General features: G+C 60.3%; 12 protein-coding genes. 5 read left to right on the plus strand and 7 right to left on the minus strand.

Translation table 11 applies throughout. From position 1 onward, the window contains the following. Nucleotides 1-7: 7 nt before the first annotated feature. Genes SIB58_RS00120 through SIB58_RS00140 form a run of 5 tightly spaced genes read right to left on the minus strand, consistent with a single transcriptional unit; the run spans nt 8 to nt 6,866 of the window. Nucleotides 8-712 (minus strand): potassium channel family protein, encoded by a 705-nt coding sequence (locus SIB58_RS00120; protein WP_066911893.1) that lies wholly within the window; start codon nt 710-712, stop codon nt 8-10. Between the two features lie 24 nt (nt 713-736). Continuing rightward, nucleotides 737-2,140 carry a TrkH family potassium uptake protein gene (locus SIB58_RS00125; RefSeq protein WP_066911936.1) on the minus strand — a complete coding sequence of 468 codons (1,404 nt, stop codon included), beginning with the start codon at nt 2,138-2,140 and terminating at the stop codon, nt 737-739. Between the two features lie 4 nt (nt 2,141-2,144). After that, a complete protein-coding gene (locus SIB58_RS00130; RefSeq protein ID WP_067327474.1) occupies nt 2,145-3,989 on the minus strand; it encodes an SLC13 family permease in 1,845 nt (614 codons plus the stop codon). Further along, the gene (hflX, locus tag SIB58_RS00135) at nt 3,982-5,697 is read right to left on the minus strand and encodes a GTPase HflX (protein WP_067327477.1); all 1,716 of its coding nucleotides are present in this window, start codon (nt 5,695-5,697) and stop codon (nt 3,982-3,984) included. The genes SIB58_RS00130 and hflX overlap by 8 nt, the downstream gene beginning before the upstream one ends. After that, nucleotides 5,694-6,866, minus strand: a complete 1,173-nt coding sequence (locus SIB58_RS00140; protein ID WP_067327480.1) for an NAD(P)/FAD-dependent oxidoreductase — start codon at nt 6,864-6,866, stop codon at nt 5,694-5,696. The genes hflX and SIB58_RS00140 overlap by 4 nt, the downstream gene beginning before the upstream one ends. Nucleotides 6,867-6,935: 69 nt before the next feature. On the opposite strand from SIB58_RS00140, the gene SIB58_RS00145 reads away from it, so the two are divergent. Together SIB58_RS00145 and SIB58_RS00150 are read left to right on the plus strand one after the other, a co-directional pair. Then, nucleotides 6,936-7,709, plus strand: coding sequence for a phosphoadenylyl-sulfate reductase (locus SIB58_RS00145; protein WP_082823455.1), 774 nt, complete (start codon nt 6,936-6,938; stop codon nt 7,707-7,709). A 2-nt stretch (nt 7,710-7,711) separates the two neighbouring features. Continuing rightward, the gene (locus SIB58_RS00150) at nt 7,712-8,440 is read left to right on the plus strand and encodes a type III pantothenate kinase (RefSeq protein WP_067327485.1); all 729 of its coding nucleotides are present in this window, start codon (nt 7,712-7,714) and stop codon (nt 8,438-8,440) included. Here the strand turns inward: SIB58_RS00150 and bcp are convergent. After that, nucleotides 8,388-8,855, minus strand: coding sequence for a thioredoxin-dependent thiol peroxidase (gene bcp / locus SIB58_RS00155; protein WP_066911906.1), 468 nt, complete (start codon nt 8,853-8,855; stop codon nt 8,388-8,390). The genes SIB58_RS00150 and bcp overlap by 53 nt on opposite strands. Here bcp and SIB58_RS00160 point away from each other — a divergent pair. Then, nucleotides 8,854-9,522, plus strand: coding sequence for a 4'-phosphopantetheinyl transferase family protein (locus SIB58_RS00160; RefSeq protein WP_067327487.1), 669 nt, complete (start codon nt 8,854-8,856; stop codon nt 9,520-9,522). The two genes, bcp and SIB58_RS00160, sit on opposite strands and share 2 nt — an antisense overlap. 231 nt (nt 9,523-9,753) lie before the next feature. Further along, nucleotides 9,754-10,380 (plus strand): alpha/beta hydrolase, encoded by a 627-nt coding sequence (locus tag SIB58_RS00165; protein ID WP_066911912.1) that lies wholly within the window; start codon nt 9,754-9,756, stop codon nt 10,378-10,380. A 100-nt stretch (nt 10,381-10,480) separates the two neighbouring features. On the opposite strand, the gene SIB58_RS00170 is transcribed toward SIB58_RS00165, so the two are convergent. Further along, nucleotides 10,481-12,685, minus strand: a complete 2,205-nt coding sequence (locus tag SIB58_RS00170) for an AAA family ATPase (protein WP_067327497.1) — start codon at nt 12,683-12,685, stop codon at nt 10,481-10,483. A 146-nt stretch (nt 12,686-12,831) separates the two neighbouring features. Here SIB58_RS00170 and SIB58_RS00175 point away from each other — a divergent pair, with 146 nt between their 5' ends. Further along, on the plus strand, nt 12,832-13,893 hold the full coding sequence (locus tag SIB58_RS00175; protein WP_082823457.1) for an efflux RND transporter periplasmic adaptor subunit: 1,062 nt from the start codon (nt 12,832-12,834) through the stop codon (nt 13,891-13,893). Nucleotides 13,894-13,897 lie beyond the last annotated feature (4 nt).

Genomic DNA, 13,897 nt, shown 5'->3' on the forward strand with positions numbered 1-13,897 from the left:
ATTCCGATCAGGTGCGGGGGAGGTTCTGAAGGTCATCTGTCAAACCCATCACCACCAGAACGTGGCCTTCCATCAGAACGTGTGATGCGGGTGGATTGACCATCAGGTCTGCAGCCGGCCCGGCTGCCAGCACATTGACTCGATAGTTCTTACGCAGATTGAGATCGCGCAGAGAGAGCCCAACAAAGCGTTCCGGCACCTTGATCTCCTCGATCGAGTTGAGCTCGTCCAGCTCCAATCGCTCCATCAGATTGGGGCGCACCAGTTCAAGACCCAGACGCTCGCCCTGCATCCGAGAGGGAAACACCACGCGGTCGGCACCAACGCGCTTCAGCATTTTTTCGTGCAGGTCACTGGTGGCACGTGCAATCACCCGGCGCACGCGAGTGCCCTCGCTGTCCTTGGCGATCAGGGTGGCTGTGATGCTCGCTTCGATCGGTTCGCTGATCGCCACGACCACGGTGTCCATGTCGAGGATGCCTGCTTCCCGCAGTGATTCCTCATCAGTGCAGTCCAGGACCCTGGCTTCGATGGAAGGTTCAAGCTGTCTGAGTTCCTCGATCGCCCTCGAGGAACGATCCACGGCGAGCACGTCAGCGCCGCTTTGCATCAACTGGCGGCACACAGCACTGCCGAAGCGTCCGACGCCCACGATTCCGAAGCTGCGGGGGTCGCTCTCTTCAGCAGGCGACCAGTGCCACCAGTCCCTCATGGCGTCAGCCCCAACGAGTTGCGTTCAGACATAGAGATCCTCGCGGGGATAACCGATCCGATTCTGGCGCTGCAGCTGGTTGCGGTCGAAGCTCTCCCAGATAGCACTCAGCAGCAGCAGGATTCCCAGCCGTCCCACAAACATTCCCACCACCAGAATCAGCTGGCCAAAGCGACCCAGTTGTTCAGTGACGCCCAGATCCATCCCCACGGTGGCAAAGGCGGAGATGCAGGTGAACAGCAGTTCCAGGAAGGTGAGTGGCTCTTCTCCGTTCTGGTTGGTGGTGAGGGCGAGCAGCAGCGCCATCACGAGAACGAACATCAGCGAGGCCATCACGATGCTCACGGCCCTGAGCACCACCTTGTCGGGAATCTGACGGTGCCGGATGACGACGTCATCCTGACCGCGAAGTGTGGATCGGGTGGCGGCCATCAGGGCTGCAACGGTGGTCGTCTTGATGCCGCCTCCCGTCCCTCCGGGACTGGCCCCTATGAACATCAGGGCCATCAGCAGCAACAGTCCTGAGTCGGAAACACTGTGCTCTGACAGCGGAACTGTGGTGAATCCCGCCGTGCGGGCGCTCACGGATTCGAACAGGGCGCTCATCAGCCGTTCTGGCCAGCCCATCGTCGTGAGGATATGCCCCTTGGACAGGGATTCGGTCAGCAGCAGTCCGAAGGTGCCGATCAGGATCAGCAGAATCGACGTTCTCAGCACCAGCCGTGTGTGGAGACTGAGATTGCGGCGCTTCAGTCGTTGTCGATTGCTCCAGAGATCACTGGTGACACGCCAGCCCAGTCCTCCCAGAACGATCAGCAGCATGATCACCGCGTTGACCACCCGATTCGTCCGGTAGCCCTCGAGGCTGTCGTTCCAGAGGCCGAATCCCGCATTGTTGTAGGCCGAGATGCTGTGAAACAAAGATGCCCACAGCCTTTCTCCACCCGCAGGAAGATCTGAAAAGCCGTAGCTGTAGAGCACAAAAGCTCCAATCAAGATCAGTACTGCTGCGGTGAGGGCGATGCTTCTGAACGTGCCGCCGACCCCACCCACGCCGAATTGATCAAGGGCCTGGCCACGGTCCAGGCGACGCTTCAGGGAGGCGCCCCGAACCACGAACCCCTGAAGGAAGGTGGTGATCGCCATCAGGCCGAGGCCTCCCACCAGGATCATGAACGCCAGAACGCCCTGACCGACGACCGTGAGATCCTTGCCGACATCGATCACGGTCAGGCCTGTCACGGTGACCGCGGAGGTCGCCGTGAACAGTGCTTCCCAGAGTCCGACACTTGTGTTTGAGCAAAGTGGGCTGGACAGAAGCAGCGTGCCGATGGTGATCACCAGCAATCCCGTCACGACCGTGAACTGGGGCACGGTGAGGCGCCGGTACCACGCCTGAGTGCGATGAATGGCTCTAGGGAGTGCCATGCGCTCAGCGGCCTCCTGCCTGGACAAGGATCAATCCAGGAACCAGCAAGGTCATCAGCAATGTGAGACCGGCCCCATAGCGAGCTACATCGAAAAAGCGGTAACGCCCTGGTCCGAAAACCATCAGGTTGGTTTGGTATCCCATCGGAGTGAGGAACGACTGGCTGGCTCCGAACAGCACAGTGAGCAATAAAGCCTGGGGGGGAAGGTTCAGAGACGGAGCCAGCTGCGTGGCCACAGGCACCAGCAGTGCCACCGACGCGGCATTGCTCATCACGCTGGTGATCAGGTTGGTGGCGAGAAAAATGACCAGTAACGCCCAGTAAGACGGCCAATTCAGCAGCAGTCTCTCCATGTCGGATGCCATGGCGTTGGCCAGGCCACTGGTCTGCAGAGCGACGCTGAAGCTGGAAAGGGACCCGAGCAGAAGAATCACGTCCAGTCTGATCGACCGCTGCACCTCACCTGTTCTCAGGCATCCCATCAGCACCAGCAGCACAACGGCCAAGAGCACTGCGGCAACCAGGGGGACGGCGGTGATGGTGGGCACCAGCAGCATCAGAGCCGTGATGGTGATGGCCTGAGGCTTGCGTCGAATGGTGGGTAGATCGTTTTCAAGCTGGTCGAGCACCAGCAGATCGTTACTGGCCTGAAGCCCCCGGATTGCATCCAGCGGAGCTTGCAGCAGCAGCACATCACCTTCACGCAGAACGGCCTGGCCAAGTCGCTCTTGAACCGTCTGCTGACCTCGGCGGAGTGCCAGCACCGTTGCGTTGTGTCGTTGTCGAAAACGCAGCTCCCGCAGGCTTGCACCGGCCAGTGTGGATCCAGCTGGAAGCAGCACCTCAACGGTCTTCTGACCGTTTGCACCTTCGCTGAACAAGGCCGGCTCGGTACTGACCATGGCGAGCTGATCAGCGGCAGGACGACTGGCAGAGGCGAGCTGAATCGTGTGGTCCTGTTGGAGGCGTAGCAGATCGGCCCGTGTGACTCTCAGCAGCAAGCGGTCCTCGGCCTCGATGCAGCGGTCGGCCAGGGGTGGAAGGATTCGTTCGCCACCTCTCTGCAGCTCGAGAACATCCACATCGAAGCGACGTTGCAGCCGGCTGTGCCGCAGGGTCTGTCCGACAAGCGAGGAAGATCCTGGGATCCTGACTTCCGTGAAGTATCCAGTGAGCGACTGGTTGGTGCTGAGCTGATCATCAGGCTCACTCCTGTCCGGCAGCAGTGCGCGAGGGGCAATCAGCATGTAGCTCGCTCCGGCGAGCCAGACCGGTACTCCGATGGCGCTGAAACTGAACAGATCCAGGGATCCATAGCCCAGTTGCTGGCTGACGTCACTGGCCAGCAGATTCACGGAACTGCCGAGCAGCGTGAGCGTGCCGCCCAGCAGTGTGGCAAAGGAAAGAGGCAGAAGCACCCTGGAAGGCGCGATCCCTCTCTTCTGGCACCAGCTCTCCAGCACCGGAAGCAGGCTCGCCACAATGGGTGTGTTGGGCACCACGCCGGAGATCGGTGCCACCACCAGGGTCAGCAATCCCACCATGCGTCTGGGAGTCCTGATGCGTTCGGATGCAATCAGTTCTCGGAGTCGATCAAGCGCGCCGCTGCGGAACAGGGCTGCTGAAACGGCGAACAGTCCCATCAGCGTGATCAGAGCAGGGCTGCCGAAGCCGCTCAGGGCCTGCAGAGGGGTCAGCACGCCACCGATCATCAGCAGCGAAACACTGAGCAGGCCCACCAGTTCAGGTGCCATGACTCCGCTGATGAACAGGGCCACCGCGACCAGCAGCACAGCGAGAGTGATCAGAGCGTCTCCGTTCTGCAGAGCGACACTGAGCTCAACCATTGAGGGGTGCGCCTGTTGGCTCCGTGACAGGTGGGCTGACTGTTTCTGGTGTGGACTCCCAGAACGTCTGTTCAAGCCATGTTCGCAGACCCTTCAGGCCTGTTCCCATGGTGGCGGAGAGGTAAAGGGCTTCAGGCTCCAGTTCACGGATCCGCTCTAAGGCTCCTGCATGACATCGGTCGATCTGGTTGGCCAGCACCTTTCTGGGCTGCTCACAGCCAAGCCCGTCGAGAATGGAGTGAACGGCTTTGAGTTGTCCGTGCCAGTCGGGATCTCCGAGATCCACCACCAGCAGCAGCTGGTCTGCATTGCGGGTTTCTTCGAGCGTGGCCATGAAGGCTTGCATCAGAGGAGCCGGCAGTTCACGGATGAACCCCACCGTGTCGGTGATCAACAGCTCCCGGGGAGCGGCTCCAGCCCTCGGCAAGCAGAGCCGACGTGTTGTGGGATCGAGGGTCGCGAACAGGATGTTTTCGGCTTGGACCGGTCCTCCCGGCGCGCGGTCACAGAGCGCATTGAGCAGCGATGACTTGCCGGCATTGGTGTACCCAACCAGCGCGACACCGGGAAGTTCGTGGCGTCGCTCTCTCAGCCGGGCTCGGTGTGCTCCCAGCTGGCGCAATTCCCGGCCCAGGTGTTCGATGCGTCGGCTGATCGCACGTCTGTCTTTTTCAAGCTGGGTTTCTCCTGGACCGCGGGTGCCGATGCCACCCCCCTGCCGAGACAGACTCAATCCGCGTCCTGCAAGCCTTGGCAGTCTGTAGCGAAGCTGGGCCAGTTCGACCTGGAGGCGGCCTGCAGCGCTGGAGGCCCGTTGAGCAAAGATATCGAGGATCAGCTCGCTGCGATCCATCACTGGACTGTCGAGCAGCCGCTCCAGGTTTCTTGCTTGAACAGGCGTGAGCTCTCTGTCAGTGATCACAAGCGTGGCGCCGTGCTTGCGGATGTCCAGTGCTGCCTCCTGCAGCTTGCCTTTACCCCAGAGGGTCTGAGGATTGATCTGTCCCTGACGCTGGCGGCAGACGGCAACTGTTGTGGCACCGGCACTGCGCGTCAACCCCTCGAGTTCGGCCAGTTCACGCTCGCTCCGTGCCGGGTCCGTGCCGGTGAGAGTGAGCAGCAGCACCTGCTCCACTGTTGTTGCGATGTGCTCTTGCGCTGCCCGACACGGATCGCCATGCGGCGCGTCATTCCCTGCATAGGCTTCGCTGCTGCAGAGCATCGTCAGATCGCCTGCTTCCCCGCAACTCCAGCCAGCGTCGGCCTTGGGGTCTGGAAGCCAGAGGGCACCGGAACGGATCCCACTGCGAGCGATCACGGCTTGATACCGCAGCCAGGACTGGGGCTGAACATCCAGGGCGATCACCGCATCGCGACCATCAGGGACCAGGTCCGGAGAACGGCGTCCATGCAGCGCGCTGATCAGACGCCATTGCCTCGAGCTGCGCCTGGATCCGCCCTGAAGATGGCGGTCCAGTCGATCGGATTCTCCGAGTGGGCCAACCCAAAGCAGGCGGCAGACGCCACGGTCGTCGATCAGCAGATGCAGCGTGTCCTCAAGCTGCACAGCGAGTTCGGCAAGCCGTTCCAGCGTGAAGAGGTCACCACCGCAATCATCGGGGTGGCGACGATGGCTGAGGCGTTCCAGCTGCTTGAGCTGTGAAGGACGCAGCCCCCTGGTTCTGCCTGCCAGGTGAGCCTGTTTCAAGGACCAACCAGCCAGGCTCCGGCTGCGCGAAGCCCCAGCGAAAGCCCTGGCAATCGCGTCAGGTAGGTCAGTCGGCGCAGCTTGAAGGCCAGAGGCCCCGAGAGGGTCAGGCCGAGGCCGGTGATTGAGGCATCGCCAATGCCGAGGCTGAGCATTTCGCCGAGGTCCTTGAACACAAACGTGTTTGCATCCCTGCCTTGCAGCTTTGCCTTCAGCTCTTTCGCGGCAAACTGACCCTGCTGAATGGCCGCCTGAGCTGAATGAGGCCAGCCGGAAAGCTCATCTGCTTTGGGATTGACGGCGATATCTCCGAGAGCCAGTACATCCGGGTAGGCCTTCAGACGCAATGATTCGCTGACTGGCAGTCGACCTTGATGGAGCTCCAGCTTGGGAGAGATGTCCGGAATTGTGGGGCGACTGCCTGCCGTCCATATCAATCCATCGTGGTTCTGCTGATACGAGCCCTGCGGTCCGCTCAGCGACACGGACGTTGCTGACACCGAGTCGACTCGGGTGTTGAGGTGAATGGTCACACCACGCTTCTTCAGGGAGATCTCGGCCTGCTCCCTGTTGAAGGCTTTCGATCTGGGCAGGATCTGATCACCGAGCTCAACCACTTGCACCGTGGCGGCACCGTTGAGCAGGTCCATGAGCTTGCATGCCAGTTCAACCCCTGTGGCTCCTGCCCCAGCAATCACGAGGTTGCTTGTGCCTGATGGGCGCCGTCGCAGCTCCTGCAATCGCTCCTGCAGAGGTTGCAGATCAGACAGGGTGTGGAAGTTCAGTGCGTTGTCGCGAACTCCTGGAATGCCGAAATCCTCGGGTTGCGCGCCCGTTGCCAACACCAGCTGGCTGTATTGCAGGGCGCGGCCCGAGGCTGTAGTGACGCTGCGGGCATCAAGGTCGATCGAGCTCGCGCGGTCCTGCAGATGACTGATTCCACGCCCCTGCAGCAAGGATGCGTAGTCGGGGGCAACCTCCCATCCCTTCAGTTCCCCGCTCATCAATTCGTAGAGCAGTGGAACGAAGACAAAGCGATCACGAGGTTCAATCAGCACAACCGGTGGTCGTGGATGCAGGCGGCTGAAGGCAAGCGCCGATGACAATCCGGCGAATCCACCACCGATCACCACGATCGGTTGAACTTGCCCGCTGGCAGGGGGAGTCAAGGCATTCTCTGGAGCGTGTTGAAACCATAGGCAGACCTGTGGTCACCTCGGCATTGGAGGATGGGGTGCATGAGCCAGGGCACCAAAGGCATGATCGGCACCGCTGCTGGTGTGGATTCGGGCACGGCCGCTGCCGGTCTTGACATGCTGCGAGCAGAGCTGGACCCGATGTCGCCGCCGCAACGTCTGCAGTGGGCGTTGAATCGTTTCGGTTCCGGCTTCGCGATGACCACCAGTTTTGGCATCCAGTCGTCAGTGTTGCTGCACATGCTCAGTCGCCTCTCCGGAGCGGAGTCTGTGCCTGTGATCTGGGTGGATACGGGTTATCTGCCTGCGGAGACCTATCGCTACGCCAACACACTCAGTGCACGACTGGGCACCAGACTTGTTGTGACCCAGTCCGCCGTGTCTCCCGCGCGTATGGAAGCAGTCCATGGAAGGCTCTGGGAGAGTGATCGGGAGGAGGATATGGATCTGTATCTGCGCCTCCGCAAGGTGGAGCCTCTGGAGGAAGCGCTGAGTGGGCTGAACGTCAGCTGCTGGGCCAGTGGTGTACGCCGCGGTCAGACAGAGCTGCGCAACACCATGACGGTGCTTGATCCGATCCGTGATCGTTTGTCTCTTCGTCCCTTGCTGGGGTGGACCAAGCGCGATGTCTTCTATTACATGCAGGAGCATGATCTGCCTCAGCACCCGCTGTTCGATCAGGGTTATTCCACCGTGGGAGACTGGCATTCCAGTGCTCCTGACGGTGTTGAGTCCGAGGGCCGCAGCACCCGCTTCGGAGGACAGCGTCAGGAGTGTGGCATCCATGTGCCCGGAGTCATGGGTGATGGCATCTGACCATGCGGTCTGAGCAGCGCTGTCTGCTGATCGGTAACAGTCGCTGGCACTGGGCCGAGCGAATTCGGAGCGGTGCCTGGAGCTACAGCCATTCCCAGCCTCAGCTGTCTCTCTTGGCTTGTGATCCGCCGCTTTGTGCTTGGGCGGCAGTTGGACCTGTGCCTGATCATTCCATGCTCATCCCAGATCGCTGTCTCGGCCTTGATGCGATTCCGCTGCGAAATGTGCCGCCATGGCTTGGCATCGACAGGGCGCTGGCGGGATGGGGAGCCTGGATTCAGTCAGACCAGGTTGGCTCCCTGATGGTTGTTGATGCCGGCACCGTGCTCAGCCTGACGCGGGTCAGCGGAGAGGGTGGATTCAACGGTGGCTGGCTTGCAGCTGGATTGAGGCTGCAGTTGCAGGCCATGGCGGCAGGTACTCAGGCGCTGACAGACCCTGGCGACCAGATGCAGGATCCGAGTGCTGGAACCCCGTTCCCGAGGAAGCCGTGCGAGGCGATGCGCCGGGGAGTGATCGAAAGTCTCGTCGGTCTGATCATCCGAGCCCAGGAACTCGACCCCTCTCCGCTCTGGCTCTGCGGCGGTGATGCTCCGCTGCTGGTGCAGCCTTTGCTGAGCCAGGGGCTTGAAGTGAATCATGCCCCTGATCTTGTGATGCAGTCACTGGTGAAACTGGTCAGCCCAGCCCCAGATCGCTCAGCACTTGATCGGCCATTGAATCGGCTTTGACCTTCCTGTAAATCAATTCAAGCTTGCCTTCAGCATCCACCACAAAGGTGTGACGCATCATGCCCATGAACTCGCGGCCCATGAATTTCTTCAGGCCGTAGCTCTCGTAGCTGCTGGCCACGGCGCATGGTTCCTCGTCGGTGAGCAGGGTGAAGGGAAGTTCCTGCTTGGCGATGAAGCGGGTGTGGGATGCGGCGTTGTCCTTGCTGATTCCCAGCACCCTGATGCCATGGGCCTTGAGGTCGCTCCAGCGGTCCCGGAAGTTGCACGCTTCCTTGGTACAGCCGGGGGTTGCGTCCTTCGGATAGAAATAGATCACCACTCGCTGCCCTTTCAGAGATGAAAGCGTGAGAGGCTCACCATTCTCATCTGGAAGTGTGAAGTCAGGGGCGGGATCGCCGATCTGCAGAGTCATGGATAGCCGGACTGTCGGCGGCAGCGTAACTGCGTTGTGGATGCAGCAGATCGGCCCAGAGGCTTCAGCCGGAGAGCTGGTTGTGAGCGAGCAGGAGCGTGCCTGGGCCGCAGGGCTGACGGCGTCCCGCCGCCAGCAGTACCTGGCTTCGCGTGGTTGGATGCGCAGTTGTCTGGCCGCGCTGCATGCGGCTGACCCTCTGCAGGTGCCGCTAGACGCTCCACCGGGTGCTCCGCCACGGCTGTTGGACGCATGGGGTTATGTGAGCCTCAGCCACTGTGCTGACGCCTGTCTGATGGGTTGGTCTCAGCAGCCCATCGGCGTTGATCTGGAGCGTGCCGACCGAAAGCTCCGTGCGGCAGCCGCATTGATGCGTCGCTTCTTCACTGAGACTGAGCAATGTGAGCTGACGGCACTGGAGGGCGATCAGCTGCGACAGCAGGTACTGGATCGGTGGCTGGTCAAAGAAGCTGCGATCAAGTGGCAGCGAGGCTCTCTGGCACAGGACCTCTGCTGCTGGGAGGTGAGCTCCAGCTTTTGTGGCGCCCTGCACCGTGGGTTGAATCTCAAGGTCGCTGCACAGTTGCGGTCTCAAGGGGACTGGCGTTTTGGAGTTGTCGTTGCTGAGCAGACATTTCTGCAGGATTGTCTGCTTTGCTCAGCGTGAACAATCTTGAGCTCAATGGATGTCAATGTTTTGGGGGATGGATTTCACTCAGCAACCGAATCAACGGCAATGCTTCACCACGAGATCCATGCATCCATTGAGAATCACGAGTCTTGTTCGCTTGGTTCTTGTGAGGTGGATTTGTCCTCATTTGCGCTTTTCATGTGCTGATTCTGTTGGCAACTCTTTTTCCTACCGATAGGATTAAAGAGACGTCTTCTCTCGCCGTCCGTGTTCACCCGTTTTGCAGCCGGCGCTCTCGCCGCCGCTTCCATTTCCACTCTGGCTGTCGCCGCTGAAGCTGGCACCAAGCGCCCTGTGCGCTGGGTGTCCGGTGGTGCTGTCTGGACCACCAAAGCATCAGCTTTCGCCAAGTTCTTCAACGATGGCGAAATCACTGACCGTGCCCTTCAAGCAGGTATCAACAACTCCGGTTGGACTGCTGATGAAATCCAAGAGGGCATGACCAAGAGCTACGACGTAGACCTGGTTGGTGTTTCTCGCTTCCTGTATTCCGCCGATGGCGTGAAGTTCCTGGACGACCAGACCCGCAGCTACTTCCCTTACTGGCAGAAGAAAAAGACCGCTGTGGTCGCTCTTCGCTCCGCCATCATCCTTGACGCTGCCGATGGAGAAATCTCCTCTGCAGGCATCATGCGCCAGCTTCCCGTTGACTTCCGTCTCAACGACAACGGCACTTCTGACGGCGCTCAGAACGTCTGTAAGGAAGGTCTCGACGAGCCCCAGTCCACATCCCTTCTCTCCTGGTATGTGTTCCTGCCCGCATGTGTGCAGGCCAACCAGATCCTTCCCGCTGAGCCCGCACCTGCTGCTGCTCCCGTCCGCGGCCTCTGGTGATTGTCGAGAACCCTCACGGGTTCATCAACGTCATCAACCTTGTTCATCAAGCTCCGGCATCGCCGGGGCTTTTTTGATGAAAGTCTTTGATGGAAGCTGATCAGGTCAGTCGACCTTCGATTCGCCAGTGGCGAAGACTCTGGGGAAGATGTTTGCCGCGTTGCTTCATCAGCTCATGACGCAGCTCAGACAGAGCGTTTTCACTCGCTTCTCCGGTTTTTTCAAGAGCCCTGCGGTAGGGGCGGTTTTCTCCTAGCCATCGTTCGATCAGACTCGTCTCAACGGAGAGCCTCAGCGCTTCCTGCCAGCTGCTCTGGGTCGTCACCCAACCGCTGCGCTCAAGCTGACTCAGCAGCATTTGACGCTGTTCCGACTGACTCAGCCAGTTGGATTCCAGTGCGGCCAGGGTTTGCAGCGGTGACCTCGGTTTGGTTTCCGCCTTTTCGCGCTTGAGCAGTTCCAGCAGCCCCCCTGCCGGTCCGAGTTGGGGTTCACTGAGCAACAACCTCAGCTGAGCACCACTTCTTGAGCGGGCGCTCACCAGGGCCCAGAACCTCTCAAGGTCAGGGGCGTTGAGATCGGCCTGATTCAGTCGCCCGCCCACCACTTCGAACTGGTGGTCAGGGCTCAGCAACTCCAGTTCAGCCGCATCGCTCAGGACGGCCGGTTGATTGAGTGGATCAAGCAACTGCAACTGCGCGTCCAGCCGTAGTTGTTCGCTTGAGGATGAACAGAGAATTGTGAGACCACCTTCGGCCACGGCTCCAAGGGGATCGAGCGACCAGAGCAGCGACCGACCGCCCAGGATCAGCACCCGATCCGTGCGCTGCCATGGGAGGTCTGACCAGAGTCTCTGTCGCAGCTCCTGCAGGCGTTCACCATCCACGGACAGTTGCCGTTGCAGCCAGCGCTCCAGCTGAGGTTGTTCCGGTCCGCTGCTCACCAACAGCGGGTGTTCGTCGACCGCCTCCGCTGAGGCTGCCAGCTGAGCGGCACGACGTTCCAGCATCCGTTCGCGACGTTGTCCTTCCCAGCCCTGACGACTCGGTGACCAGAAGGCTTCACCCTGAAGGGCACTGGGTAAGTACTGCTGTGCCACCCAGTGTTCACGAAAAGCATGGGGGTAGCGATAGCCCTTGCCGTCACCGAAGGCATCGCCATCGCGGTTGGCGTCGCGCAGGTGGGCAGGTACCTCCTGGCGCTGTGCTTCACGAACCTGCCGCAGCGCTTCGAACATGCCGCTGGTGCTGTTGCTTTTTTCGGTGCAGGCCAGATAGAGAGCTGCCTGGGCAAGTGGATACAGTCCCTCTGGAAGTCCGATGCGCTCAAAGGCCGCGGCGCAGGCTTCGACCACCACCACAGCCTGAGGGTCCGCAAGTCCCACGTCTTCCCCGGCCGCGATCAGCATGCGCCGGAAAATGAAGCGTGGGTTTTCACCGGCTTCGATCATCCGTGCCAGCCAGAACAGTGCAGCGTCGGCATCCGAGCCCCTCAGGGATTTGATGAATGCGCTGATCGTGTCGAAGTGCGCATCACCCTGCTTGTCGTAGAGCACGGCGCGCTGCTGGATGGATTCCTCAGCGATGCCCAGGTCGATTTCAATCACACCCAGGTGATTTTCAGGGGTGCTCTCCACGGCGAGCTCGAGCGCATTGAGCAGGCTGCGGGCGTCACCTCCTGCCACATTGACGAGATGGGCAGAGGCCTCAGCGCTGATTTCAACATCGCGGTCGCCATAGCCACGTTCCTTGTCTTGCAGCGCTGTCTGCAGCAAACGACTGAGGTCTTCAGGATCCAGGCTCTGCAGACGAAACAACCTGGACCGACTGACCAGTGCCTTGTTGACTTCGAAAAAGGGGTTTTCGGTGGTGGCACCGATCAGGCTGAGTGTGCCGTTCTCCACCCAGGGCAGCAATGCATCCTGCTGGGCACTGTTGAAGCGATGCACCTCATCGATAAACAGGATGGTGCGGAGCCCATGGCGTTCGAGGCGTTGACGGGCATCGTTCACCTCAGAGCGCAAGTCCTTCACACCGGCAAGCACGGCATTGAGAGAACTGAAATGGGCTCTTGTGTGATTGGCGATAATCCTCGCCAAGGTGGTCTTTCCGACCCCGGGTGGGCCATGCAGAATCAGATTTCCGACACGATCCGCTGAGATGGCTCGGCGCAGCAAGCGGCCCTCCGCAAGGATTGCTCCCTGCCCAACGAATTCATCGAGATTGCGGGGCCGCAGACGATCGGCGAGCGGTGCTTGCCGTAGCCGAGCGGCTTCCCCGTGATGGCTGAACAGATCCTGTTTCAGAGGTCCGCCCAAGGCGTCGATTCCCGGTCAGACGATTCTTGCTCAAGTTGAGCCTTTGAGAGCGAGAACACCGTCATAATGCGCCCGACTGCGTCCTGACTGTGCGTCTCAACCAATCCCTCATCCCTGTGGCACTGACGGCCTTCATGCTGAGTGCCTGCGGTAAGGGTGGCAATGCGCAGAGACCCCTTCCAGAAGTGCAGCAGGCTGCTGTCACCGAGGCTGCCTTCACAGATGATGTCGACACGGTGAGCACGCTGGAGGCCGGCGACCTGGTTCAGCTTGCGGCTCAGGCATCAGGCCGGATCATTGAATTGAAAATCACCCAGGGAGATCGGGTGACCCCGGGGCAGTTGCTCATGACCCTTGATCAGGCTCAGGAGCAGGCCAAGCTGGCCGGGTTAAAAGCCCAAGAGCAAAAGGATCTGCTGGAGCTGAAACGTTATGAATTCCTGGTGCCTCTTGGTGCCGCGGAAGCCTCAGATCGTGATCAGCGGCGTGCGATCTACATCGCCTCGCGAGAAGAGGTCAAAGCTCAGGAGGCCACCCTGGCCTACAGCAACCTGCAGTCACCGATCGCTGGAACAGTGGCAGACGTCTCCGTGCAGGTCGGGGATGTGGTCAGAAACGGCGACCCATTCACCAAATTGATTCGCAACAACACCCTTGAGGCCAGGGTGGAGGTGCCTTCAACCTACGCCGATCGCATCAGGATTGGATTGCCGGTGTTGCTCAGTCTTCCTGGCCGGAACGAGGTGATGGCCAGGAGTTCGGTGATGTCCATTGACCCTGGAATCAACGCCGGAACACAGGCCCTTCTGGTGATGGCGCAGTTCCCCAATCCAGATGGAAAGCTGCGCAACGGTCAGAGGTTGCGCACTCGGGTTCAGCTCGACTCCCGCCAGGAGCCGTCCGTTCCATTTGCTGCCGTAACGCAGACGTCCGGCCAGAGCTTTGTGTTCCGTCTTGGAACACTCCAGGAGCTTGAAGCACAGCCTGGTAAGGCTGACCTGGCCAGGATCAAGCGGGGGATTGATCGTGGCGTGATTCCCTCCTCGACCCTTTTTGCGCTGCAAACGCCGGTCAATCTCGGTCCCCTGCAGAACAACCGCTATCCCGTCACCAGGGGGCTCAGGGTCGGACAGAAGGTGATTACCAGCAATCTGCTCAGCCTGCGCCACGGCGTGCCCGTGAAGGTGAAGAACTGAGCGA

The organism is Synechococcus sp. MIT S9504 (genome assembly GCF_047497135.1).
In the GTDB taxonomy this organism is placed as follows: domain Bacteria; phylum Cyanobacteriota; class Cyanobacteriia; order PCC-6307; family Cyanobiaceae; genus Synechococcus_C.